The sequence below is a fragment of the Streptomyces canus 299MFChir4.1 genome (genome assembly GCF_000383615.1).
GTDB classification, from domain to species: domain Bacteria; phylum Actinomycetota; class Actinomycetes; order Streptomycetales; family Streptomycetaceae; genus Streptomyces; species Streptomyces canus_C.
The window spans coordinates 145,271-167,586 of record NZ_KB911582.1 but is presented as its reverse complement, the minus strand read 5'-3'; the positions used below and the strand labels follow the sequence as shown (position 1 = coordinate 167,586).

The window sequence follows — 22,316 nt, the reverse complement described above, 5'->3', positions numbered from 1 at the left end:
AGGCACCGGCGGACGGGCCCTCGGCGTCGGTCAGCGGCTCTCCGCGAGCGCGCCCTCGGACGTGAGCAGCCCGGGGTGCAGATCCCCGGCGAGTCCGGCGTGTGCGAAGACCCGCTTGAGCAGGGTGACGAAGATCCGCGCCTCCTCCGGCTCCAGTCCGCCGAGCAGCCGGGTCTCGAAGCCGCTGATGAGGGACTCGGCCTCGGTGTGCAGCTCGCGGCCGGCCGGGAGCACATGGACGGCGTGGGCACGGCGGTCGGTGGGGTGGCGGCGGCGCTCCACCAGGCCGCGCCGCTCCAGCTCGTCGACCAGGCCGACCATCACGTTGCGGTGCACGTTCAACGGTCCGGCGAGCTGGTGCTGACTGAGGCCGTCCTGGTCGATCAGCAGGTCGAGCAGGCCGAACTGGCGGGGGTGGATGCCCAGAGGGGCGAGCACGCCGACGAGCTGCTCCTGCACATGGGCGCTGAGGTGGGTCATCACGCAGGCGGGGTGGTCGAACATCGATGGGGTACTCACGCTCGCCATAATACCTCCGAGTAATTATCACCTTGAGGGATAGTCACTAGAAGTGCATACTTGCTTCGTGACCCAAGACATCTCCGCATCTGTTCCCGCCGCCCCGCCGCAGGAAGCCGCGGGTGGCACCGCACCCGACCCGAAGCGCCGCCTGGCCTTCGCCGTCGTCCTGATCGCCGGATTCATGGACCTGGTCGACACGACGATCGTCAACGTCACCGTCCCGAGCATCCAGCGCGACCTGCACGCCGACTACGCCCAGATCGAGTGGGTCATCGCGGCGTATGTGCTCTCCTTCGCCGCCCTGCTGATCCTCAGCGGCAGGCTCGGCGACATCTTCGGACGCAAGCGCGTCTTCCTGATCGGCATGGCCGCCTTCACCGTCGCCTCGCTGCTGTGCGGTGTCGCGGTCAACCCGGAAATGCTGATCGTGTCCCGGTTCGTGCAGGGCGCCGCGGCAGGCTTGATGGTCACGCAGATCCTGGCGATCCTGCACGTGATCTTCCCGCCGAGCGAGCGGGGCAAGGCGGTCGCCGTGTTCGGCGCGGTCACCGGCTCCTCCGCGGTCTTCGGCCTCGCCCTCGGCGGCGTCGTCGTGCAGTGGAACCTCTTCGGCTGGGAATGGCGCCCGATCTTCCTGGTCAACGTCCCCGTCGGGATCGCGGCGCTGATCGCCGGCGCCCTGGTGATCCGCGAGTCCCGTGCCCCGCAGCGCCCCAAGCTCGACCTGCTCGGCATGCCGCTGGCCCTCGCCGCCGTGGCCCTGCTCGTCTACCCGCTCACCGAGGGCCGCCGCCTGGGCTGGCCGGCCTGGACCTACGGCATGATCGCCGGCGCCCTGGTGCTGCTCGCCGTCTTCCTCGCCTACGAGAAGCGCCGCTTCGCCAAGGTCGGCTCCGCGCTGGTCGAGTTCGGGGTGTTCCGCTCCCGCTCGTTCTCCATCGGCATGGCGGTGTGGTTCCTGTTCTGGATCGCGGTCGGCGGATTCTTCTTCGTCTGGACGCTCTTCCTCCAGCAGGGCCTCGGCTGGACGCCGATGCACGCAGGCCTGACCGCCGCCACCTTCGCCATCGGCGTGGGCATCGGCGCGGGCAACGCCCCCGACAAGCTGGTCCCCAAGTTCGGCCGCAACGTCCTGGTGGCCGGTGGCATCGTCAACGCGATCGGCTTCGTGGCCTTCTCCGTCCTGGTCGCCCACTACGGCCACAGCCTCGCGTCCTGGCAGATCATCCCGGTGCACATCGTCTCCGGCGTCGGCTTCGGCCTGATCGTCGCGCCGACCCTGGACCTGCTGCTCGGCCAGGTCCCCGGCGAACAGGCGGGCAACGCCTCCGGTCTGCTGAACACCGTCCAGCAGCTCGGAATGGCGCTCGGTGTCGCACTGACCGGCGTCATCTTCTTCGCCCAGGTCGCGGGCGCGTCCGGCGACGCGGCCGACGAGGCCGCCCCGACGCTGAAGTCCGCGCTCAGCAGTGCCGGCGCCACCTCCCAGGACCAGCTGCTCGCCGACTTCCGCAGCTGCGTGCGGAAGCGCGCCGACTCGGTCGACCCGAGCGAGGTCCCGGCCGACTGCCGTAAGAACGACCCGAAGGTCGCCGCCGCCTTCGGCGGGGCCATCGCCCGCGCGGACTCGGTCAGTTACTCCTCCGCGTTCCGTACCGTCCTGCTGCTGGACGCCGGCATCCTGGTGATCGCCGCCGCCGGCTTCCTGACCCTGCCCAAGCACTCGCGGCCCGCCGACGCGGCCGCCGAGAGCCCCGAGCCCGCCGAGGTGACAGCATGAGCAACGAGAAGAACGTCCTGGTCCTCGGCCGTGAGCGGCACCTGGTCGACGCCTCCACCGACATCATCGAGGCCGGCGGCTTCAGCGTGGTCGGCGTGACCCGTGACGAGGAGGCGCTCTCCCTGCTGGACACGGGCCGGTTCATCGCCGTCCTGGTCGGCAGCGGCGTCGAGTGGGAGTCCCGTCCGCCGGTGCGCGAGCACGCCGCTCCGCACGGCACCGTGGTGCTGGAGGCGCGGCGCGTCCCGATGCAGACCGTCCAGGAGCACGTCCAACACGTGATCGTCCCGAAGCTGCAGCAGATCGCCTGACCGCCACCGCACCAGGGCCCCGGATCCGACCTCCCCCGACGGATCCGGGGCCCGGCCACGTCCTGACCCGGCACGGCACGGCACGCTCACTCCACGACCGCCAGCGCCCGGTCCGCCTCGTTGAGCCACCGGCCCCCGTCCTCCGAGCACGTCACGACGTCCTCGACCCGCACCCCGAACCGCCCCGGCAGCCGCACCCCCGACCCGATCGAGAAGCACATGCCGGGCACGAGGCAGGTCGCGTCGGTCCCGGTGAGGTACGGCGGCTCGTGCGGGCGGACTCCGATGCCCTGGCCGGTGCCCTCGGTGGCGTACTCGCCGTAGCCCGCGTCCTCGATCACCCGGCGTGCCCTGCGGTCGATCTCCTGGCAGGTCGCACCCGGTGCCACCGCCTCGAAGGCCGTCCGCTGGGCCGTACGGACGGTGTCGTGGACCGCTTGTTCCTCCTCCGTCGGTTCGCCCACATGGAGCGTGCGGGTCGTGTGCGAGCTGTAGCCGCCCCTCAGGCCGCCGAAGGCCAGGACCACCATGTCGCCCTTCTTGAGCGTCCGTTCACCCGTCCTGTGATGCGGATCCGCGCTGTTGCGGCCGGACGCCACCGCAGTGAGGACCTCGCTGTGGCCGTGTGCGCGCAGCAGACGGGCCAGGTCGGCGGCCACGTCCGTCTCACGCCGGCCGGTGAAGCGGACGGACAGGATCTCCTCGTACGCCGCGTCCGCCGCCGCTCCCGCCGCCGCGAGGCGGGCCACCTCGTGGTCGTCCTTCACCGCGTGCAGAAGCGGGAGTACGACGGACAGCGGGCGGTAGGTGGTGAGCGGCAGGGCCTCCTGGAGGCCGAGGAGGTGTACGGCCCAGGTGGTGTCGGAGACGCCGTAGCGGCCGTTGGGCAGGAGGAGGCCGGTGGCCGCCGCGTACGGGTCCTGGCCGTCGCGCCAGTCGGAGATGCGGACGGCGTCCGCGCCCGGAGTCGCCTCCGCGTCGGGGCGTTCCAGGGACGGGACCAGCAGACGGGGTTCCGAGCCCGGGGCGAGGACGAGGAGGGTGAGGCGCTCCGTCGTCGCGGTGGGCCGGTGGCCGCACAGCCGGACCAGGTCGGGGCCGGGGGTGATGAGCAGTCCTGCCAGACCGGCTCCGGACGCCTCCCTGACCGCCCTGGCCATACGAGCCGCGTAGTCCTGTTCCGTGAAAGGGGCGGGAAAAGGGGCGGGGGTGTCGTTCATGAGGCTCCTCCGACCGCTGCCGTCGTCCGGTTCATCCTCGGAGGAGCGGGGTGCGGGGAGCCCGGGGGCGTAGGCCGACCGGGTGACGGAGTCAGCCGGGCCCGTGCTCCAGCGAACGTTCCGTCACTCGGCTCAGATGGCGGTGGAAGACCTCCCGCGTGTCCGGCGTCAGCGTGCGCAGGGCCACCAGCGCCGTGATCACCACGTCGCACAGCTCGCCCTGCACGTCCTCCCAGGTGTGGCTGACGCCCTTGCGGGGGTTCTGGCCGATCGCCCCGATGACGGCCTCGGAGACCTCGCCGACCTCCTCGGAGAGCTTCAGCATGCGCAGGAGGAGGCCCTCACGGCCGCTCACCGGCTGATCCGACTCCAGCCAGGTCCACAGGGCGTCGACCGACTTCCAGAGGTCGGGGGAGGGCGTGCCGTGATCACTCATGGGGAGGAGCTTGCCACGGCGTGCCGTCCCGCTCGCCTACTCCCCGAACAAGGCCTCTTCCTCCGCGAACAGCGACGCCTGCCCGTCGTCGTCCCCTCGCTCCTTCTCCCGCAGCCGCCGATTGCGCGCCCCCACGACCAGCGTCGTCGCCAGCGCCGTCGCGCCGAGGGCCAGCGGCACCATCCAGCCCCGGTTCACCGTGTGACCGAGGGCGTGGTCCAGGGAGAGGCGTCCCGGGCCCGTCACCGCGAGACCCGCCGCCGTGAGGCCCAGGGTGGCCGCGTACTCGTAGCCGCCGCCCGCGTTGAAGAAGCCGTTGGGCGCGTGCACCGCGGCCGCGCCGGCCATCGCGCCGGCCGCCGCCGCACCCGCGGCCGGGGTCGCGAGGCCCAGGGCCAGCAGAGTGCCGCCGCCCGCCTCGGCAAGGCCCGCCGCGGTGGCGCTCGCCTTGCCCGGCGCGTAGCCGACGGACTCCATGAACTGGCCGGTTCCCTCCAGGCCGCCGCCGCCGAACCAGCCGAACAGTTTCTGCGCGCCGTGGGCGGCCAGCACACCCCCGGTTCCCAGCCGGAGCAGCAGCAGGCCCAGATCACGTCGGTCGTATGCGGTCACGATGACTCCCAGCACAAGAAGTGGAACGAGACCCCCCTCGCGTTTCCACCGTCGCACCGCTCACACCTGCCCGGGACACTCGCGCGGCCGTTCGGGTGGCGGGCCCGGGGGAGCGGTGTGAGTCTGACGGGCATGACGATTCAGACCGCCCGACTCAGCGACCCGGCCGTCCGCGCCTTCGTCTCCGCCGTCAACGCCCATGACCGCGAGGCCCTCCTGGCCCTGCTCGCGCCCGGCGCGACCATGGCGGACGACGGCAGCGACCGTGACCTCGAGGAGTGGGTCGACCGGGAGATCTTCACCTCCCACGGTCATCTCGACGTCGACAACGAGTCCAACGGCGGCCGTTCCCTCCTCGCCCACTACCGCAACGACGCGTGGGGCGAGATGCGCACCCGCTGGGACTTCACGGTCGGGGAGGACGGCAGGATCTCCCGCTTCGAGACCGGCCAGGCCTGAACCCCGGAAAACCGGGGCGCGGAAAGCCCTTGCCCTGAAGCGCACTCCAACTCCTAACGTTCCTGGGCATGGAGATCACACGCACCCCCGGCCGCTCCGGCATCGACATCAGCGCGCTCGGCTTCGGCTGCTGGGCGATCGGCGGCGAATGGCAGGCCGCCGACGGGCAGCCGCTCGGCTGGGGCAAGGTCGACGACGAGGAGTCCGTACGGGCGGTCCGGCGCGCCCTCGACCTGGGCATCACCTTCTTCGACACCGCGGACACCTACGGTGCCGGGCACAGCGAACGCGTCCTGGGCCGTGCCCTCGGCAAGCGCCGGGACGACGTCGTCCTCGCCACCAAGTGGGGCAACGTCTTCGACGAGGACACCCGCACCCTCACCGGCTCCGACCACACCCCCGAGTACGCCCGCCGTGCCCTGACCGCGTCCCTGCAACGCCTGGACACCGACCGCATCGACCTCTACCAGCTCCACCTCTCCGACCTCGACCCGGCGCTCGCGGCCGAACTGAGGGACCTGTGCGAGGAGTTCGTGCGCGAGGGGCTCATCCGCGCCTACGCCTGGAGCACCGACGACCCGGCCCGTGCCGCGCTGTTCGCCGAGGGGGAGCACTGCGCGGCCGTACAGCACGCGCTCAACGTGATGCAGGACGCGCCCGAAATGCTGGCCCTGTGCGAGGAGTCGGGGCTCGCGAGCATCAACCGCAGCCCGCTCGCCATGGGGTTGCTGGCCGGCAAGCGTCAAGGGCCCAAGGACGCCGGCGACATCCGCAGCAGGCCCCCGGCCTGGCTGCAGGGCTTCGGTGACGGCGCGTCCGCCGACCCCCAGTGGCTGGCCCGCATCGACGCGCTGAAGGAGATCCTCACGAGCGACGGCCGTACGCTCGCCCAGGGCGCCCTGGGCTGGATCTGGGCCCGCAGCCCACGCACGGTGCCGATCCCGGGCTTCCGGTCGGTGGCCCAGGCCGAGCAGAACGCGGGCGCGATCGAGAAGGGGCCGCTCACCGCCGACCAGTTGACCGAGATCAACAGGCTTATCGCACGGTGAACGGCCCCGCCTGGCGCGGCGACTACCCCTGAGTCAACGACTGTTCGGTCAAAGCGATCTGACCCGCCCTGATCGTCGCCAGCCGTGGCGCCCGCCGGGCGATCGACGAGTCATGGGTGACCATGACGAACGTCAACCCGTACTCGTGCCACAGCCCTTCCAGCAACGCCATGATCTCGTCCCGCATCGACTCGTCGAGGTTGCCGGTCGGCTCGTCGGCGAGCAGCACCTTCGGTTTCTTGACCAGCGCCCGCGCGATGGCCACCCGCTGCTGCTGCCCACCGGACAGCTCGGCCGGCGCGTGGGTGAGCCGCTCGCCGAGACCGACCGAGCGCAGCGCCTGCGCCGCCCGTTCACGGCGTTCGGCGGGCTTGACGCCGAGCGGGACCAGCGCCGTCTCCACGTTCTCCTGCGCCGTCAGTGTCGGGATGAGGTTGAACGACTGGAAGATGATGCCGATCTTCTCCGCCCGCAGCCGGGTCAGCCTGGCCTCGCTGATCTTCGCGAGGTCGACACCGTCCAGCTCGACGCTGCCCTCGGTGGGGCGGTCCAGTCCGCCGATCATCTGGAGCAGCGTGGACTTGCCGCCGCCGGTGGGGCCCTGGATGACCAGCTGGTCGCCGTCCTCGATGGTCAGGTCGACGCCGCGCAGCGCCTCGACCGTCTCCTTGCCGCGCGTGTAGCGCTTGGTGACGCCCGTGAGTCTGTACATGTGAACTCCGTGGAGAGGAAGAGTGGGGTGGTACGACAGCGCGGGCGCTGTCACGACACGCTGCGCAGCGCGTCCGCCGGCCGCATCCGGGACGCCCGCCAGCCGCCCAACGCCCCGGCGATCAGACCGCCGGTCACCGCGAGGCCCACGGCGAGCGCGATGGCGGTCATCGAGACCGGCGCGGACAGCGCGATCTCCATGGTGTTCTGCGCGGACTGCTGTCCGGGGCCGCCACCGCCCGGACCGCCGCCCATGCCGCCACCGCCGGTGCTGCCGAGCTGAGCGGTCAGCTTGGGGCTGATCGCGGTCACGGTGTACGCGGCCGCGAGGCCGAGTCCGATGCCGAGGGCGCCACCGAGCAGGCCGTTCACGATCGACTCGCCGACGACCTGCCGGGTGACCCGGCGGCTCGGCCAGCCGAGCGCCTTCAGGGTGCCGAACTCCCGTACCCGGCGCGAGACCGCCGAGGAGGTCAGCAGCGCGGCCACCAGGAAGGCGGCGACGAGCACGGCGACGGAGAGCCACTTGCCGACGCCGGCCGCGAGGTCGGAGGCGGTGGACAGCGAGCCGGACACCGTCTCCGCGAGGTCGGCGGAGGTCGTGACGGTCGTACCCGGGATGTTCTTCTGGATCGCCGCCTTGACGGAGTCGATCTGCTGCGAGTCGGTCGCCTTGACGTAGATCGTGGTGACCTGGTTCTTGGCGTCGGCCAGCGTCTGGGCCTGCTTCAGCGGCAGGTAGACGTCGGTGGTGGACTCGCTGCTGTCGGGCGTCGCGATGCCGATGACCGTGTACTTGGTGCCGGAGATCTTGAGGGTCTTGCCGACCTTGAGCGAGTTCTCCTTGGCGTACGACTTGCTGACGACCGCGACCTTCGCGTCGGTCTGCGCGGCGGTGAAGGTCTTGCCGGTGCTGATCTTCGAGCCGGCCAGCGGCCCGAGCATCTGGTCGGTGACGTCCACACCGGCGACGGAGTAGGAGTTCACGTCGAAGTTGGCGCCGCCGCCCTGGACCTGGGGAGCGGCGGTGCTGTTACCGCCGTTGCCGCCCGGACCGCTGTTCCCGCCGCTTCCACCGGAACTCTGCGCCTTGCCCTGGGTGAAGGAGCCGTCGACCTTGGTGACGTTCAGGGTCAGCGCGCCCACCGCGCTCGCCACGCCCTTCTGCTGGGCGACCTTCGTGACCACACTGGACGCCAGGGCCTGGCCGCCCTGGGTCATCACGCGGTCGGAGCTCTGTGTGTCGTCGCTGTCGTTGGAGTTGGCGTCGAACTGGAAGTTCGGTCTGCCCGAACTTCCGGACGTCGGGGCCGACCTGGCCTTGGTGACGGTCATGTCGGTGCCGAGGCCGTACAGCGACTTCAGGACCTTGTCCTGAGCCTGAGTCATGCCGGCCGACACCGAGTTGACGGTGATGACCAGCGCGATACCGAGCGCCAGACCCAGAGCGATGACCAGGGCCGCCTTCTTGCGCCGGCCCAGCTCGCGCTTGAGATAGATGCCAAACATCCCGTTCCTCGAAGGTTCTTGGCGCCCGCTGTGGGCGCGCCCTCAAGGTAGGGACGAAGGATTGCGGGGCCGTGAGGAAGGGATGTGCGCAGGCTGGGAAGGGATGTGCGCGAGCTGAGAATGTGCGCGGCGGCCGTCCACGGACCGGTGCGTACCTCGCGGTCCCACGCGAGATCCACCCCCACCCGGTCCATGGACGGCCGCCGCGCTCCCCCCTCGGGTGAGGTCGACGGAACGCCACCCCCCAAGTGTGAAGCTCTTGTGGAGGGCGCGTGATGAGCATAAGCCTCCGACCGGCCGCGAAGGGGGTGGAATCACATATTCCGATTGTGCAAATAGGTTGCTCAGCCACGTCCCACGTACGGCATCGCCGTCGCCAGTACGGTCGCGAACTGCACGTTCGCCTCCAGCGGCAGCTCCGCCATGTGCCGCACCGTGCGCGCCACGTCGGCCACGTCCATCACCGGTTCCGGCACGACCTCCCCGTTGGCCTGGAGGACTCCGGCCCGCATGCCCGCGGTCATGTCGGTCGCCGCGTTCCCGATGTCGATCTGCCCGACCGCGATGCCGTACGGCCGCCCGTCCAGCGACAGCGACTTGGTGAGGCCGGTGAGAGCGTGCTTGGTCGCGGTGTAGGCGACGGAGTGCGGCCGGGGGGTGTGCGCCGAGATCGAGCCGTTGTTGATGATCCGCCCGCCCCGCGGGTCCTGCTCCTTCATCTGCCGGTACGCCGCCTGCGCGCACAGGAACGCCCCGTTGAGGTTGGTGTCCACCACGTGCCGCCACGCCTCGTACGGCAGCTCCTCCACCGGCACCCCGCCGGGCCCGAAGGTCCCCGCGTTGTTGAACAGCAGATCCACCCGCCCGAACCGCTCCACGGTGGCGGCGAACAGCGCGGCCACGTCCTCGGGGAGCGAGACGTCCGTCCGTACGGCGAGAGCGGCGCCCTCGGGCACGAGGGCCGCCGTCTCCTCCAGCGTCTCGGTCCGCCGCCCGGCCAGCGCCACCGACCAGCCCGTCCGCAGCAGTTCCACGGCGACCGCGCGGCCGATCCCGGAGCCCGCGCCGGTCACCACGGCGGTCTTCACGTTCTTGGTGTCCATGAACCCGCAGCGTAGGTGAGGCAGGGGCTCAGACAGGGGCTCAGGCAGGGGTTCACGCAGGGGTGAGGAGCTCTCCCGGGTAGCGCACACCGATCCGGTCCCGTACCGCGTCCAGGGTCCGCATCACCGCGAGGGTGCCCTCCAGCGGCACCAGCGGAGACTCCGTCTCACCGGCCCGCAGCGCGCGCATCACCTCGCGGGCCTCGTGCTTGAGGCTGTTGCGGGGCCCGTCGGCCGGGTCGGCGACGAACTCCTCGGGGTCGCGCCCGTCGCGGTGCAGGACGAAACGGTCCGGGTGGAAGAAGCCGTTCGGGATGTCGATCCGGCCCAGCGAGCCGGTGACCGACGCGATCGTGGCGGTGCCGCCGGTCAGCGAGCAGTGCAGGGAGGCGAGCGCCCCGCTGTCCCAGGACAGCAGCGCGCCCGTCTGGAGGTCGACGCCCTCCTCGGAGAGCACCGCCTTCGCCGTGACGTCCGAGGGCTCCCCGAGCAGCAGATGCGCGAACGACACCGGGTACACCCCGAGGTCGAGCAGCGCGCCCCCGCCCTGGGCCGGGTCCCGCAGCCGGTGCGAGGGCGGGAAGGGCCCGGCGAGCCCGAAGTCGGCCTGCACGGTGCGCACTTCACCGATCGCGCCGTCGTCGACGAGGGCCTTGAGCCGCCTGACCAGCGGGTTGCAGTACATCCACATGGCCTCCATGAGGAAGCGCCCGTGGTCCTTCGCGAGCCCGACCAGTTCCTCGGCCTCGCGGGTGTTCAGCGTGAACGCCTTCTCGCACAGGACATTGCGTCCGGCGGTCAGACACAGCCCGGCGGCCGCGCGATGCGCCGCGTGCGGGGTGGCGACGTACACGACATCGATGTCCGCGTCCTCGGCGAGGGCGCCCCACTCGCCGTACGCCCGCTCGATCCCGAACCGTTCCGCGAACGCCTTCGCCGAGGCCTCGGACCGGGAGGCCACCGCGACCACCTCCGCGTCCGGCAGATCCACCAGGTCCGCGGTGAACGCCGCCGCGATCCCGCCCGTCGCCAGAATTCCCCAGCGCACGCTCTGCTCCGTCATTCCGGCTCCACCCTCGCTCACCTGACCGTCGCCACCCTGTACGAGCTGAGAGCATAGGTGGCGGACCAATAGGAGAGGGAGGGGCACATGCCCGAGCACGGGGCACCGACACCGCGCCTGGAGCAGCAGACGACCGCGGCCGGCACGGAACCGTCCACCGCCGCCGTGCGCCGTACCGGCCTGCTCATCACTGTGCTCCTCGGCGGCCTCACCGCCACGCCCCCGCTGGCGATGGACATGTACCTGCCGTCGCTGCCGGAGGTCACCGACTCCCTGGACGCGCCGGCCGCGACCGTCCAGCTCACCCTCACCGCCTGTCTGCTCGGCATGGCGCTCGGTCAGCTGGTGGTCGGCCCGATGAGCGACCGCTGGGGCCGCAGGCGCCCGCTGCTGGCCGGTCTTGTCGTGTACGTCGTCGCCACCGCGCTGTGTGCCGTCGCGCCGAACGTGGAGTTCCTGGTCGGCTTCCGGCTGGTGCAGGGTCTCGCGGGCGCCGCGGGCATAGTGATCGCCCGGGCGGTGGTCCGGGACCTGTACGACGGCGTGGCGATGGCCCGGTTCTTCTCCACCCTCATGCTGATCGGCGGGGTCGCGCCCGTCGTGGCGCCGCTGATCGGCGGGCAGATCCTGCGGGTGACGCAGTGGCGGGGCGTGTTCGTGGTCCTGACGGCCATCGGGGCGCTGCTCGCCGTCCTGGTGTGGGCGAGGCTCCCCGAGACCCTGCCCACCGCCGAGCGGCACACCGGCGGCGTCGCCGACGCCCTGCACTCCATGCGACGGCTCCTCGCCGACCTGCCGTTCACCGGCTACATGCTCGCCGGAGGCTTTGCCTTCGCCGCGCTGTTCGCCTACATCTCGGCGTCCCCGTTCGTGGTCCAGGAGATCTACGGCGCGTCCCCGCAGACGTTCAGCCTGCTGTTCGGCGTGAACTCGGTCGGCCTGGTCGTGGTCGGCCAGATCAACGGCAAGGTGCTGGTGGGCAGGGTCGGGCTGGACCGGGTCCTGGGCGTGGCCCTGCTGACCGTGACGGCGGCTGCCGCGGCTCTGCTGCTGATGACGACCGGGGTCTTCGGCGAGGTGGGCCTGTTCCCCGTCGCCGCCAGTTTCTTCGTCCTGATGTCCGCGATGGGTGTCACCCTGCCCAACGCCCAGTCCCTGGCCCTGCTGCGCACCAAGCACTCCGCCGGGTCCGCGTCCGCCCTCCTCGGCACGACCTCCTTCCTGATCGGCGCGGTCGCCTCGGCGCTGGTGGGGGTGGCGGGAGAGGACACGGCGGTCCCGATGGCGGTCGTCCAGTTGGCGGCAGGACTGGTAGCGCTCCTGTGTTTCATGGCAATGTGCCGTCCCTGGAACAAGCGTGCGACTACGGAGGGGGCGGAGAGCTGAGCGCACCGAGACTGCGCACCGACACACCGGAACGGGCCGGGCTCGACCCTGGGGAACTCCGGCATCTCGTCCGTGACTTCCGCACCCTCACCACCGGCAACCGCCCCTGGGCCCCCGGCGCCGTCCTCGTCGCGGGGCGCGGCCCGGTGATCGCCGTGGAGGAGGCCTCGGGCTGGGCCGTCCGCTACGCCTCCTACGACCCCGAAGCCGACGCGGGCGTGGAACTGCCCCCCGGGGCGCGCGTCCCCGTCCGGACGGACACCCCCTTCGACCTGGCGTCCCTCACCAAACTGTTCACGGCCGTGGCGGCGGTGCAGCAGATCGAGCGCGGCACGCTGGGCATCGACGCGCGGGTGGGCGCCTACCTGCCCGACTTCACGGCGGCCGTGACCCACGGGATCACCGTCCGTGAGCTGCTCACCCACACCTCGGGACTGCGCCCCGAACTCCCGCTCCACGACTGCGACACCGACGAGGACCGTCTGGACCTGCTGCGCGCCGAGCCGCCCGTCGGGGTCCCCGGCACCTACACCTACTCCGACCTCAACCCGCTTCTCCTCCAGCACGTCCTCGAACGCATCACCGGCCGCCCCCTCGACGTCCTCGTCCACGACGGCATCACCCGCCCCCTCGGGATGACGTCCACCCGCTTCGGCCCCTGTCCGGGGGCGGCGGCCACGGAGGATCAGCGCCGGCCGTGGGCCAAGGCGGACCGGGGGATGCTGCGGGGCGTGGTCCACGACGAGAACGCGTGGGCGCTGGGCGGGGTGGCGGGCCACGCGGGCCTCTTCTCGACCGCCCGCGACCTCGCGATCTTCTGCCGGGCCCTGCTGGCGGGCGGCGCGTACGGCCCCGCCCGCATCCTCGGCCCGGACTTCGTGGAGCTGCTGCTGACCCCGCCCGGGCTGGGCTTCGCCATCGACCAGAAGTGGTTCATGGGGGAGCTGGCGGGCCGGGGAGCGGCGGGCCACACGGGCTTCACGGGCACGTCACTGGTCCTGGACCCGGCGACGGACACGTTCGTGGTGCTCCTGGCCAACACGGTGCACCCGAGGAGACGCCCCCCGGAAAACCGCCCACGAGCGGAGGCGGCGACACGGGTGGCGCGGGCAGTGCGGGGGGCGTGACCTCCGGTCCGTCTGCGGGGGCCTCTTGCGGGGGCTTGTGAGGCGTACCCGCGCGGGGGTGTGGGGGTGCGGTTTCGGTTCCGTTTGCGAGTGCTCTTTGCGGGGGCTTGTGAGGCGTACCGGCGCGGGGGTGTGGAGGCGTGGCTTCGGGTCCGTCCGTAGGCGTCCCTGGGGGCCCGTGAGGCCCACCCCGCCGTGAGCGGTGCGGGTGGCGCGGGCTCCCGCCCCGTCCGCAGGCGCCCCGCACGCCGCGAGCCCAGCACCGTGGGCCCCCGCAGGAGGCCCACCTTGCGGGTGGCGTGGGCTTCCGGCCCAGCCGTAGGTGGCCCCCAACCATCCGCGAGCGCAGCCCGGTGGCCCTCCGTGGGGAATGCGCGAGGCCAGCACCGTGGGCCCCCGCAGGAGGCCCACCTTGCGGGTGGCGTGGGCTTCCGGCCCAGCCGTAGGTGGCCCCCCAACCATCCGCGAGCGCAGCCCGGTGGCCCTCCGTGGGGAATGCGTGAGGCCAGCTCCGTAAGCCTCCGAAGGGAACCCGCGAGGCCCACCCACCCCGCGGGTGGCGTGGGCTTCCGGCCCAGCCGTAGGTGGCCCCCAACCATCCGCGATCCCAGCCCGGTGGCCCGCCGTGGGTAATGCGTGAGGCCAGCCCCGTAAGCCTCCGCAGGGAACCCGCGAGGCCTCCTGCGGGTGGCGTGGGCTTCCGCCGCATCCGCAGGCGGCCTCCCAACCGTCGCGAGCCCAGCCCGGTGGCCCGCCGCGCGGAATGCGCGAGCCCAGCCCCCGTAAGCCCCCGCAGGGAACCCGTGAGGCCCCCCGCGGGTGGCGTGGGCTTCGGCCCCGTCCGTAGGCGCCCCGCACGCCACCCGCGAGCGAAGCCCCGTGGGGCCCGCAGGGAACCCGCGAGCCCAGGCCCCGCACGCCCGCGCAGGGAACCCGCGAGCCCAGCCCCGTAAGCCCCCGCACGCCACCCGCGAGCCCAGCCCCGCACGCCCCCGCAGGGAACCCGCGAGGGTCGTCCCCACGCCCGCCGCCCCTAGAATCACCGGGTGACCGCCCCCGTGCCCCCGGCCGAGACCCTCCGCAGCGCCCTCGCCGCCCTCCTCGACGGCCTCCCTCCGAAGCGGGCCGCCCAGGCGGTGGACCGGCTGATCGCCACCTATCGCGGAGCCACCCCCACCGACACCCCGATCCTGCGCGACCGCGCGGACGTGGCCGCCTATGCCGCCTACCGCATGCCCGCCACCTTCGAGGCGGTCCACGCGGCCCTGGAGGCACTCGCCGAGGCCGTCCCCGACTGGACCCCCGCCGACCACACCGATGTCGGCGGCGGCACCGGCGCCGCGACCTGGGCGGTCACCGCCACCTGGCCGGGCGACCGGGCGGTCACCGTCCTCGACTGGTCCGACCCCGCGCTCGCCCTCGGCCGCGAGATCGCCGCCGCCCACCCAACCCTGAAGCACACCCGCTGGCAGCGCGCCAGGATCGGCCAGGACCTCGCCCTGCCGGCGACCGACCTGGTCACCGTCTCGTACGTCCTCAACGAACTCACCCCGGCCGACCGCACCGCCCTCGTGGACACCGCGGCGGCGTCGGCGCAGGCGGTCGTGATCGTCGAGGCCGGGACCCCCGCCGGGTACGCCCGTGTCATCGAGGCCCGCGACCGCCTGATCGCCGCCGGTTTCCGGGTCGCCGCGCCCTGCCCGCACAGCGCCGCCTGCCCGATCGTCCCCGGCGAGGACTGGTGCCACTTCTCGGCGCGGGTCAGCCGCTCCTCCCTCCACCGACAGGTCAAGGGCGGCTCGCTGCCGTACGAGGACGAGAAGTTCAGCTACGTCGCGGCCACCCGGCTCCCCGCCACCCCGGTGCCCGCCCGGGTGATCCGCCGCCCCCAGATCCGCAAGGGCCAGGTCCTCCTCGACCTCTGCGAACCCGACGAGCAGGTGGCCCGGCGTACGGTCACCAAGCGCCACGGGGACCTGTACAAGGCGGCGAGGGACGCGGCCTGGGGCGACGGCTGGCCCCCGGCGGACAGGTCCTGAGCCAGTCCTAGGCCCGATCCACCGGGGGCGGCGGTCACGTCGACGCTTCCCCCGCCCCGTCCGCCTCCCGCTTCTCCTGGAGTTTCCGCAGCAGCTCGCGCTTGTGTGCCTGCGGGTCCCGCGCGCCGCCGATCCGGCCGTCGCGGTTGCCTCCGCGCAGCGCCTTGCGGCCGATGTTGCTGCGAGTGCCGCCCACTCCGAGCATGCCGCCCTTTCCACCTCGCGCCATGACCTGCCCCTTTCCCTCACCCAACACGTGACGAGACGTATCGTCTCACTCAACACCTCCTCACTCTCCGGCGAGACGCACCGTCTTGTCAACCTGATAGGTTCGGCCCATGGCCACCCAGAACCCCAAGCAGTCCGCCCCCGACACCACCCGGCGCAGTGAGAGGTCCCGTCGCGCCATCTACGACGCAGCTCTCGACCTCGTCGTGGAGGCCGGCTACCCGAAGACCACGATCGAGGGGATCGCCGCCCGCGCGGGGGTCGGCAAGCAGACGATCTACCGCTGGTGGTCTTCGAAGGCGGAGGTGCTGATGGAGGCGTTCCTCGACCTCAGCGCGCAGGCGGCACGGGAGGCCGGCCCCGAGGAGACGTACGCCATTGCGGACACCGGCGACCTCGCCGCCGACCTCAAGGCCGTACTGCGGCTCACCGTGGACCAGCTCAAGGACCCCCGCTTCGAAGCCCCCTCCCGGGCCCTGGCGGCAGAGGGCGTCGTCGACGAGAAGGTCGGCCGGACCTTCGTGGCCAAGCTCCTCGAACCCTCGCTCCAGCTGTACGTCGACCGGGTGCGCGCCGCTCAGGAGGCCGGCCAGGTGCGCCCCGAGATCGACCCGCGCATCGCCCTCGAACTCTGGGTGTCCCCCCTCGCCCAGCGCTGGCTCCAGCACACCGGCCCGATCAGCTACGACTACACCGACACCCTCGTCGACTACGCCCTCCACGGCATCGCACCCCGCTGACCCGTACACGGTCAACGGGCATTGCTTCCGAACCCCTCATATCCGCTCAGGGCCCCCCGGAGCAGAGGAAGGTGGGACCATGAGGCATGCTGTTTGGCACGACAGCGAGGCGAGGGTGGTAGATGAGCGCGGAGTCGGGGGGCCTGACCGGCCTGCAGGGCAAACTCTCCCAGTGGCTGCGCGGACGCCGGCCGAAGGAGGCCGCCGCCGGGGACGACGGCGGCCGTGAAGCCCTGCTGCTGGCCGCCGCCTCAGCGGGACTCCCGCTCGCGCCCGCCGCGCATCCCGCCCCTGGATACCGCTGTTCCTGCGACCGGGTCGGCTGTCCCACACCCGCCCGGCACCCGGTGTCCTTCGCCTGGCAGACCCAGTCGACCACCGACCGCGCCCAGATCGAGCGCTGGGCCCGGCACCAGCCGCAGGCCAACTTCATCACCGCGACCGGCATGGTCCACGACGTCCTGGACGTCCCCCTGGAGGCCGGCCGGGAGGCCCTGGAGCGGCTTCTGGACTCCGGCATCGAGGTCGGCCCGGTCGCCGAGAGCGACGACGGGCGGCTGCTCTTCTTCACCCTCACCCGCGGCACCCCCGAGGACGAGGACGAGTGGTGGCCGTGCGAACTGGACTGCCACCCCGAGACGGCGGACGAACACCCCGGCCTGCGGTGGCACTGCCGCGGCTCCTACGTCCTCGTACCGCCGGCCCGGCTGCCCGGCGACCAGGCCGTGCACTGGGTCCGCGGCCTCGAACACCCGCTGCCCGACCCGCTCAGCCTCCTGGAAGTCCTCACCGACGTCTGCTCCCGCCACGTCGGCGAGGAGCCGGACCACACGAGCGCGGCCTGGCCCCTGCGCCGGTGACAGCCGGTAGCAGCCGTTGGCACACGGGCCGTGGCCGGTGCCTACGGGCTGCCTACGAGCCCTTCGCGGACGTCAGTCCCTGGATCCGCCCGATCACGTCGACCTGCCGGCCGCCCGCGCCCTTCGGCGGGTCGAGCGCCACCTCGTTGGAGACGAACTCCATCATCAGCGACTGCTTGATCTCGCCGGTCGTGAGCGCGAGCACGGCGGCACCGGGATCCGGCACCGACGTACCGGAGGCGGCCGTCTCCTTCACGTAGTGGTGCGTGGCGAAGAAGACCAGCGCCCCGCCGTCCGTCGTGCGCAACGCCAGCGGCGCGTAGGCGTCGTTGGCCAGCGGCTCGTCGATGTACTGGGTGGCCAGCCCCGGCCGGATGGCGCCCTTCGCCCGGTCCGCCCGCCACACGCTGGTGTGCGAGCCGTCCGCGAAGCCGTCCCCGCCGCTCTTCAGATAGTTCGTGTAGTCCTTGCTCAGGTTCCCGGGCTCGGTGGCCAGACCGGTCGAGTCCGCGGGGACCGCTTCGGCCCAGCCGTCCGCGTCCTTCTTGAACTGCGGCACCTTGCCCTCGGCCACCAGCGTCAGATACGCCACCTGGAACGGCTCGTTCATGCCGTCGCGGGTGAACACGAACAGCCAGCGCGCGGTGCCGCCCTTGTTGCCGGCCGCGTCGGCGACGAACCAGCGCGGCCAGCCCGCCTTCTTCGGGATCGTGTACGTCACGTCCGACAGCTTCAGCGGGGTGTGCGAGGCGTTGCCGCTCGGGCTGTTGGCCTTGCCGGCCTTCAACCGTGCCGCGTCGATGGCACCGAGCGCGCCGGTGACATGGGCGGCGTCCAGCGAGCTGTCGTACGCCTTGTCGGCCGCGTTGTACGCGTTCGTGAACTGCTGGAGCGCCTTGGCGGCCTCCGCCTTGGTGGTCGCGGGCAGCACCTCCCGCTCGCCGTGCACCACCATGCATCCGCTCGCCGTCAACGACAAAACGGTCACAGAGGCTGCTATCAGTGCGCTCCGGTCAAGCCTGCGGAGCCTTAGAGGGCCGCGATCCCTGCTCATCAGGTGCCTTCACCTTCCCCTTCCCGGAGGCGAACCCTACCGGGGCGAGGAACAGCGCGAGCGTCGGGATCAAGTACAGCAGCCACACCGTGACCTGAAGGACGGTCGGGTCCGGCTGGAAGTTGAACACGCCCTTGAGGAGCGTGCCGTACCAGCTGTCGGGCGGGATGGTGTCGCTGATGTCGAAGGCATTGTCGTTCAGGCCGGGCAGCCAGCTCGCCTCCTGGAGGTCGTGGAAACCGTACGCCAGCACACCCGCGGCCACGACGACCAGCATCCCGCCGGTCCAGGTGAAGAACTTGGAGAGGTTGATGCGCAGGGCGCCGCGGTAGAACAGCCAGCCCAGGACGATCGCCGTGAGGATGCCCAGGGCCGCCCCGATCAGCGGGCGCGGGGTGCCGTCGCCGGCCGCGTGCACCGAGGTCCACACGAACAGGGAGGTCTCCAGGCCCTCGCGGCCGACGGCGAGGAACGCGGTGGCGACCAGCGCGCCCGTGCCGATCTGGAGGGCGGCGTCCAACTTGTCGTGCAGCTCGGACTTCAGGTGCCGGGCGGTGCGCCGCATCCAGAAGACCATCCACGTCACCAGGCCGACCGCGATGACCGACAGGGAGCCGCCGAGCGCCTCCTGTGCCTCGAACGTCAGCTCCTGCGAGCCGAATTCGAGTGCGCAGCCGAAGCCGAGGGCGAGCGCGACCGCGACGCCGATGCCCATCCAGATGGGCCTCAGGGCGTCCCGGCGGCCCGTCTTCACCAGGTAGGCGATGAGGATGCAGACGACGAGAGAGGCCTCCAGGCCCTCGCGCAGACCGATCAGGTAGTTGGAGAACACGGGTCAGGCCTCCTTGGAGAACAGCGTGCGGCCCCACCAGTCGTCCTTGTCGCGGACGCCGGGCGGGACGGCGAAGACCGCTGAACCCACGTGCTGGATGTACTCGTTGAGCGCGTCGGTGGCCAGATGACGCTGGATACGGATGAAGCCCTCCCTGACGTCCTTCATGTAGGCCAGGAAGAACAGCCCGGCGTCCAGCCGGCCGAGACCGTCCGTGCCGTCGGTGAAGGAGTAGCCGCGGCGCAGGATCGTCGCCCCGCCGTTGGAGTCGGGGTGCGCGAGCCGGACGTGCGCGTCGGGCTTCATCGCCGGCAGGAACGGCTTGTCGCGCTCCTTGGCCTTGCCGACCGGGGCGCCCTCACCCTTGTCGCGGCCGAAGACGTCCTCCTGCTCCTGCAGCGAGGTGCGGTCCCAGGTCTCGATGTGCATACGGATGCGGCGGGCGACGAGGTAGGAGCCGCCGTGCATCCACGGGGCGTCCTTGGCGTCCTTGGCGGAGTCCGCCCACACGAACTTCTCCAGGCGGTCCGTCTCCGTGCCCGCGATGTTGCGGGTGCCGTCCTTGAAGCCCATCAGGTTGCGCGGGGTCTGCGCGTCGGGCGTGGTCGAGGACGTCTTGCCGAAGCCGAGCTGCGACCACCTGATGACGACCTTGCCGAAGCCGATCCGGGCGAGGTTGCGGATCGCGTGCACGGCGACCTGCGGGTCGTCCGCGCAGGCCTGGACGCACAGGTCGCCGCCGCTGCGGTTCTTGTCGAGGTTGTCCCCGGCGAACTGGGGGAGGTCGACGAGTGCCTCGGGCCGCTGGTCGGCCAGGTCGAACTTCCCGAAGAGGGAAGGACCGAAGCCGATCGTCAGCGTCAGCCGCGAGGGCTTGAGCCCGAGCGCCTCCCCGGTGTCGTCCGGCGGCGCCTCGGCGAGACCGCCGTACGCCCCTTCCCCGACGGCCTTGCCCGCGGTCAACCGGCGGGCCGCGGCCGTCCAGTCCTTGAGCATCTGCACGAACTCGGCGCGGTCCTCGGTCGTCACGTCGAACGCGGCGAAGTGCAGCCGGTCCTGCACGGGCGTGGCGATACCGGCCTGGTGGGCGCCGTGGAACTCCACGGCGGCACCGGCCTCGGCGGCGGTCGGGGTGAGGTCGTCCCCGGTGCGGGTCATCGCGACCGCGCCGCCGGCCGCGGCGGCACCGAGCGCGAGCCCGGCCCCGCCCCAGCCGATGAGCGCGCGGCGCGAGGGCGTCGACTCGTGGGTCGTGTCCGTCATGACCCCGGCCTCAGGCGGACTTGGTGACGACGGCGGCGGCGAGCTTGGACAGCGGTTCCGCGAGCGCGTTCACACCGTCCGACAGCTGCTTGCGATCGGCGTCGCCGACCTTGTCGTACGAGGTGAAGTCGTACGACGACTTGTCCGCGCGGTACTTGTCCAGCAGCGTGTTCAGCGCCGCGAACTGCTTGTCGAGCTCGGTGACCAGGGCCGCGTTGTGCTCCTTGGCGACCGGCTTCAGCAGCTCGTACGACTTCTCGGCGCCCTCGACGTTGGCCTTGAAGTCGACGAGGTCGGTGTGCGAGTAGCGCTCCTCCTCGCCGGTGACCTTGCCGGTGGCGACCTCGTCGAGGAGTTCCTTGGCGCCGTTGGCCATGGAGGTCGGGGTGATGTCCGCCTTGCCGACCCGGTTCTGCCAGTCGGTGAGGTCGGTGATCAGCTGGTCGGCGAGGGTCTTGTCCTCGGCGGTGATCTTCTTGTCCTGCCAGAGGGATTTCTCCAGGCGGTGCCAGCCGGTCCACTTCTGGCCGTCCTCCAGGCCGTCCGCCCGCACGTCGACCTTCGGGTCGATGTCCCCGAAGGACTCCGCCACCGGCTCGGTGCGCTCCCAGCCGATCCGGGAGGGGGCGTAGGCCTTCTTGGCCGCCTCCAGGTCACCGGCCTTGACGGCGGCGGCGAAGGTCTTCGCCAGCGGCAGGGTCGCGTCGGCCTGCTCCTGCGCGTACTGGCGGTACGAGGCGACGGCGGCGTCGAGGCGCGGGTCGCGCTTGGCCGCGGTCCCGCCGGTGACCTTGACCTCCTGGCGGATGCCGTCGCCCTTCATGCCGGGCTTGCAGGCGATCGTGTAGGTACCGGCCTTCACCTCGGCCGTGACCTTCTGCTTGGTGCCCGGGCCGATGTTCTCGCGCTCGGTGACGATCCGGTCGTCCGGGAAGAGGACGTAGACCTCGGTGACCTTGGAGCCCTTGTTCTCGATCGCCAGCTCCAGGTGGCCGGCCGGGAACTCCTTCTTGGAGACCTCGCACTTGCTGTCCGTGGCGGTCACGTCGATCACGCGGTCGCTGTCGCCGGAGCTTCCCTTCTCCGTGCACCCCGTGACGGCGGTCAGTGCCGCCACGGCGGTGGCGGTGACGACGGACAGTCTGGCGGCTCGCATGCGGGCTCCTGGTGCGGACGTTGAACATCACGTGACGGGTGTCACATGTTTGGTGAGGCTGACCTAAGTTATCTGAGGCTTACCTGAGTGATATCGCGGGATGGCTCAAAACAGACACCAAGGGAAGGTCAAGGGACGGTCAAAGCTTCTGCTCGGGGGTCACGGTCGGGGTGCCGTGCGCGGGCGCGACAGCATCTCGCCCCGCTGGTCACGAACCTGCGAGAGCGGCCGCCGAAGAAGGTCCACCCGCCGGCCCGTCGCCCCCGACACAGCCGGCGCACAGGATCACGCCCCGGCGCGCGAAGGCGGCGACTACCCCAGGCCCGTGCCGCACCACGATCACCGCGTCACCGGCGTGCGCCCTTCCCCGCCGGCTCGCGGCTGAGGACATGCCCCGCCCCGTGGGGCTCGCCGACGGTGCCGCCCGCCGTTTCCCGCTGGGGCGGAGCAGGGGGCATGCCTGCCCCGCCGTGTTCGCCGGCCGTGTTGCGTCCCGGCTCCCGCCTCTCGGGCGTGCGCCCTTTCCTGGCGGCCGGTAGTAGGGGGCGTGTCTCGCCCCCGTCGGGCTCGCCGGCCGTACTGCGCCCCCGCTGTCGTCTCTCGGGTGCGCCTTTCCTGGTGGCTCGGAGCAGGGGGTGTGCCTGCCCCGCCGGGCTCGCCCGATCGTGTCGCGTCCCGGCCGCCGTGTCTCCGGCCGCCGTGTTTCCGGCGTGCGCCCTTCCCTGGCGGTCCGCATCGCGGGACCTGTCTCGCCCCGTCGGGCTCGCCGACGGTGCTGTGTCCCGGCCGCTGCGTCTGCGGTGTGCGCCCTTCCCGGTGGTCCGCAGTGGGGGTGTGCCTGCCCCGTCGGGCTCGC

General features: G+C 71.7%; 22 protein-coding genes. 9 read left to right on the top strand and 13 right to left on the bottom strand.

Translation table 11 applies throughout. The features are described 5' to 3' along the window. Positions 1-30: 30 nt before the first annotated feature. Entirely contained in the window at positions 31-519 is a 489-nt protein-coding gene (locus H293_RS48860; protein ID WP_199790118.1) for a MarR family winged helix-turn-helix transcriptional regulator, read from the bottom strand. Between the two features lie 67 nt (positions 520-586). Between H293_RS48860 and H293_RS0100755 the strand changes: the two genes are divergently transcribed. Together H293_RS0100755 and H293_RS0100750 are read left to right on the top strand one after the other, a co-directional pair. Beyond that, complete coding sequence (locus tag H293_RS0100755; RefSeq protein ID WP_020115971.1) at positions 587-2,302, top strand: MFS transporter; 1,716 nt, start codon at positions 587-589, stop codon at positions 2,300-2,302. Further along, positions 2,299-2,613, top strand: a complete 315-nt coding sequence (locus tag H293_RS0100750; protein ID WP_020115970.1) for a hypothetical protein — start codon at positions 2,299-2,301, stop codon at positions 2,611-2,613. The genes H293_RS0100755 and H293_RS0100750 overlap by 4 nt, the downstream gene beginning before the upstream one ends. Before the next feature lie 86 nt (positions 2,614-2,699). Here the strand turns inward: H293_RS0100750 and H293_RS0100745 are convergent, their stop codons facing one another. From H293_RS0100745 to H293_RS0100735, 3 genes are all read right to left on the bottom strand, one after another. Next, entirely contained in the window at positions 2,700-3,833 is a 1,134-nt protein-coding gene (locus H293_RS0100745; RefSeq protein ID WP_020115969.1) for a M24 family metallopeptidase, read from the bottom strand. A 91-nt stretch (positions 3,834-3,924) separates the two neighbouring features. Continuing rightward, a complete protein-coding gene (locus H293_RS0100740) occupies positions 3,925-4,269 on the bottom strand; it encodes a MazG-like family protein (RefSeq protein WP_020115968.1) in 345 nt (114 codons plus the stop codon). 36 nt (positions 4,270-4,305) lie between these two features. Beyond that, entirely contained in the window at positions 4,306-4,881 is a 576-nt protein-coding gene (locus tag H293_RS0100735) for a DoxX family protein (protein WP_033415149.1), read from the bottom strand. A 132-nt stretch (positions 4,882-5,013) separates the two neighbouring features. On the opposite strand from H293_RS0100735, the gene H293_RS0100730 reads away from it, so the two are divergent. Then, the gene (locus H293_RS0100730; RefSeq protein WP_020115966.1) at positions 5,014-5,340 is read left to right on the top strand and encodes a hypothetical protein; all 327 of its coding nucleotides are present in this window, start codon (positions 5,014-5,016) and stop codon (positions 5,338-5,340) included. 68 nt (positions 5,341-5,408) lie between these two features. Next, a complete protein-coding gene (locus tag H293_RS0100725; RefSeq protein ID WP_020115965.1) occupies positions 5,409-6,389 on the top strand; it encodes an aldo/keto reductase in 981 nt (326 codons plus the stop codon). Positions 6,390-6,411: 22 nt separating this feature from the next. Here the strand turns inward: H293_RS0100725 and H293_RS0100720 are convergent, their stop codons facing one another. From H293_RS0100720 to H293_RS0100705, 4 genes are all read right to left on the bottom strand, one after another. Continuing rightward, complete coding sequence (locus H293_RS0100720) at positions 6,412-7,101, bottom strand: ABC transporter ATP-binding protein (protein WP_020115964.1); 690 nt, start codon at positions 7,099-7,101, stop codon at positions 6,412-6,414. 50 nt (positions 7,102-7,151) lie between these two features. Further along, positions 7,152-8,609: an ABC transporter permease gene (locus tag H293_RS0100715; protein ID WP_020115963.1), complete on the bottom strand. Its 1,458-nt coding sequence runs from the start codon at positions 8,607-8,609 to the stop codon at positions 7,152-7,154. A gap of 344 nt (positions 8,610-8,953) precedes the next feature. Further along, positions 8,954-9,712 carry an SDR family oxidoreductase gene (locus H293_RS0100710; RefSeq protein WP_020115962.1) on the bottom strand — a complete coding sequence of 253 codons (759 nt, stop codon included), beginning with the start codon at positions 9,710-9,712 and terminating at the stop codon, positions 8,954-8,956. A gap of 52 nt (positions 9,713-9,764) precedes the next feature. Then, positions 9,765-10,775 (bottom strand): Gfo/Idh/MocA family protein, encoded by a 1,011-nt coding sequence (locus tag H293_RS0100705; RefSeq protein ID WP_020115961.1) that lies wholly within the window; start codon positions 10,773-10,775, stop codon positions 9,765-9,767. A gap of 87 nt (positions 10,776-10,862) precedes the next feature. On the opposite strand from H293_RS0100705, the gene H293_RS0100700 reads away from it, so the two are divergent. From H293_RS0100700 to H293_RS0100690, 3 genes are all read left to right on the top strand, one after another. Beyond that, complete coding sequence (locus tag H293_RS0100700; protein ID WP_020115960.1) at positions 10,863-12,161, top strand: multidrug effflux MFS transporter; 1,299 nt, start codon at positions 10,863-10,865, stop codon at positions 12,159-12,161. Further along, the gene (locus H293_RS0100695) at positions 12,113-13,288 is read left to right on the top strand and encodes a serine hydrolase domain-containing protein (RefSeq protein ID WP_020115959.1); all 1,176 of its coding nucleotides are present in this window, start codon (positions 12,113-12,115) and stop codon (positions 13,286-13,288) included. Before H293_RS0100700 ends, H293_RS0100695 begins: the two co-directional genes overlap by 49 nt. Before the next feature lie 1,046 nt (positions 13,289-14,334). Continuing rightward, entirely contained in the window at positions 14,335-15,327 is a 993-nt protein-coding gene (locus H293_RS0100690; protein WP_020115958.1) for a small ribosomal subunit Rsm22 family protein, read from the top strand. A 34-nt stretch (positions 15,328-15,361) separates the two neighbouring features. Here H293_RS0100690 and H293_RS58270 read toward each other — a convergent pair whose 3' ends face one another. Next, positions 15,362-15,556 (bottom strand): DUF6243 family protein, encoded by a 195-nt coding sequence (locus tag H293_RS58270; RefSeq protein WP_158694383.1) that lies wholly within the window; start codon positions 15,554-15,556, stop codon positions 15,362-15,364. 109 nt (positions 15,557-15,665) lie between these two features. On the opposite strand from H293_RS58270, the gene H293_RS0100680 reads away from it, so the two are divergent. Together H293_RS0100680 and H293_RS0100675 are read left to right on the top strand one after the other, a co-directional pair. Beyond that, entirely contained in the window at positions 15,666-16,295 is a 630-nt protein-coding gene (locus H293_RS0100680) for a TetR/AcrR family transcriptional regulator (RefSeq protein ID WP_020115956.1), read from the top strand. Between the two features lie 122 nt (positions 16,296-16,417). Next, a complete protein-coding gene (locus H293_RS0100675) occupies positions 16,418-17,155 on the top strand; it encodes a bifunctional DNA primase/polymerase (RefSeq protein ID WP_020115955.1) in 738 nt (245 codons plus the stop codon). A gap of 52 nt (positions 17,156-17,207) precedes the next feature. On the opposite strand, the gene H293_RS0100670 is transcribed toward H293_RS0100675, so the two are convergent. From H293_RS0100670 to efeO, 4 genes are read right to left on the bottom strand one after another with little or no spacing between them, the layout of a single operon-like run. After that, positions 17,208-18,209 carry an SCO2278 family lipoprotein gene (locus H293_RS0100670; protein WP_106968222.1) on the bottom strand — a complete coding sequence of 334 codons (1,002 nt, stop codon included), beginning with the start codon at positions 18,207-18,209 and terminating at the stop codon, positions 17,208-17,210. Next, positions 18,169-19,041, bottom strand: coding sequence for an iron uptake transporter permease EfeU (gene efeU / locus H293_RS0100665; RefSeq protein ID WP_020115953.1), 873 nt, complete (start codon positions 19,039-19,041; stop codon positions 18,169-18,171). The genes H293_RS0100670 and efeU overlap by 41 nt, the downstream gene beginning before the upstream one ends. 3 nt (positions 19,042-19,044) lie before the next feature. After that, positions 19,045-20,304, bottom strand: coding sequence for an iron uptake transporter deferrochelatase/peroxidase subunit (gene efeB, locus H293_RS0100660; protein ID WP_020115952.1), 1,260 nt, complete (start codon positions 20,302-20,304; stop codon positions 19,045-19,047). 10 nt (positions 20,305-20,314) lie between these two features. Beyond that, on the bottom strand, positions 20,315-21,460 hold the full coding sequence (efeO, locus tag H293_RS0100655) for an iron uptake system protein EfeO (RefSeq protein WP_020115951.1): 1,146 nt from the start codon (positions 21,458-21,460) through the stop codon (positions 20,315-20,317). Positions 21,461-22,316 lie beyond the last annotated feature (856 nt).

Excerpts from the sequence above, each read along its gene's own strand:
- H293_RS58270 (WP_158694383.1), bottom strand. The coding sequence starts at position 15,556 with ATGGCGCGAGGTGGAAAGGGCGGCATGCTCGGAGTGGGCGGCACTCGC.
- H293_RS0100710 (WP_020115962.1), bottom strand. The coding sequence starts at position 9,712 with ATGGACACCAAGAACGTGAAGACCGCCGTGGTGACCGGCGCGGGCTCC.
- H293_RS0100745 (WP_020115969.1), bottom strand. The coding sequence starts at position 3,833 with ATGAACGACACCCCCGCCCCTTTTCCCGCCCCTTTCACGGAACAGGAC.
- H293_RS0100720 (WP_020115964.1), bottom strand. The coding sequence starts at position 7,101 with ATGTACAGACTCACGGGCGTCACCAAGCGCTACACGCGCGGCAAGGAG.
- H293_RS0100670 (WP_106968222.1), bottom strand. The coding sequence starts at position 18,209 with ATGAGCAGGGATCGCGGCCCTCTAAGGCTCCGCAGGCTTGACCGGAGC.
- H293_RS0100675 (WP_020115955.1), top strand. The coding sequence starts at position 16,418 with ATGAGCGCGGAGTCGGGGGGCCTGACCGGCCTGCAGGGCAAACTCTCC.
- H293_RS0100705 (WP_020115961.1), bottom strand. The coding sequence starts at position 10,775 with ATGACGGAGCAGAGCGTGCGCTGGGGAATTCTGGCGACGGGCGGGATC.
- H293_RS0100715 (WP_020115963.1), bottom strand. The coding sequence starts at position 8,609 with ATGTTTGGCATCTATCTCAAGCGCGAGCTGGGCCGGCGCAAGAAGGCG.
- H293_RS0100740 (WP_020115968.1), bottom strand. The coding sequence starts at position 4,269 with ATGAGTGATCACGGCACGCCCTCCCCCGACCTCTGGAAGTCGGTCGAC.
- H293_RS0100725 (WP_020115965.1), top strand. The coding sequence starts at position 5,409 with ATGGAGATCACACGCACCCCCGGCCGCTCCGGCATCGACATCAGCGCG.
- H293_RS0100750 (WP_020115970.1), top strand. The coding sequence starts at position 2,299 with ATGAGCAACGAGAAGAACGTCCTGGTCCTCGGCCGTGAGCGGCACCTG.
- efeO (WP_020115951.1), bottom strand. The coding sequence starts at position 21,460 with ATGCGAGCCGCCAGACTGTCCGTCGTCACCGCCACCGCCGTGGCGGCA.
- efeB (WP_020115952.1), bottom strand. The coding sequence starts at position 20,304 with ATGACGGACACGACCCACGAGTCGACGCCCTCGCGCCGCGCGCTCATC.
- H293_RS0100730 (WP_020115966.1), top strand. The coding sequence starts at position 5,014 with ATGACGATTCAGACCGCCCGACTCAGCGACCCGGCCGTCCGCGCCTTC.
- H293_RS0100700 (WP_020115960.1), top strand. The coding sequence starts at position 10,863 with ATGCCCGAGCACGGGGCACCGACACCGCGCCTGGAGCAGCAGACGACC.
- H293_RS0100680 (WP_020115956.1), top strand. The coding sequence starts at position 15,666 with ATGGCCACCCAGAACCCCAAGCAGTCCGCCCCCGACACCACCCGGCGC.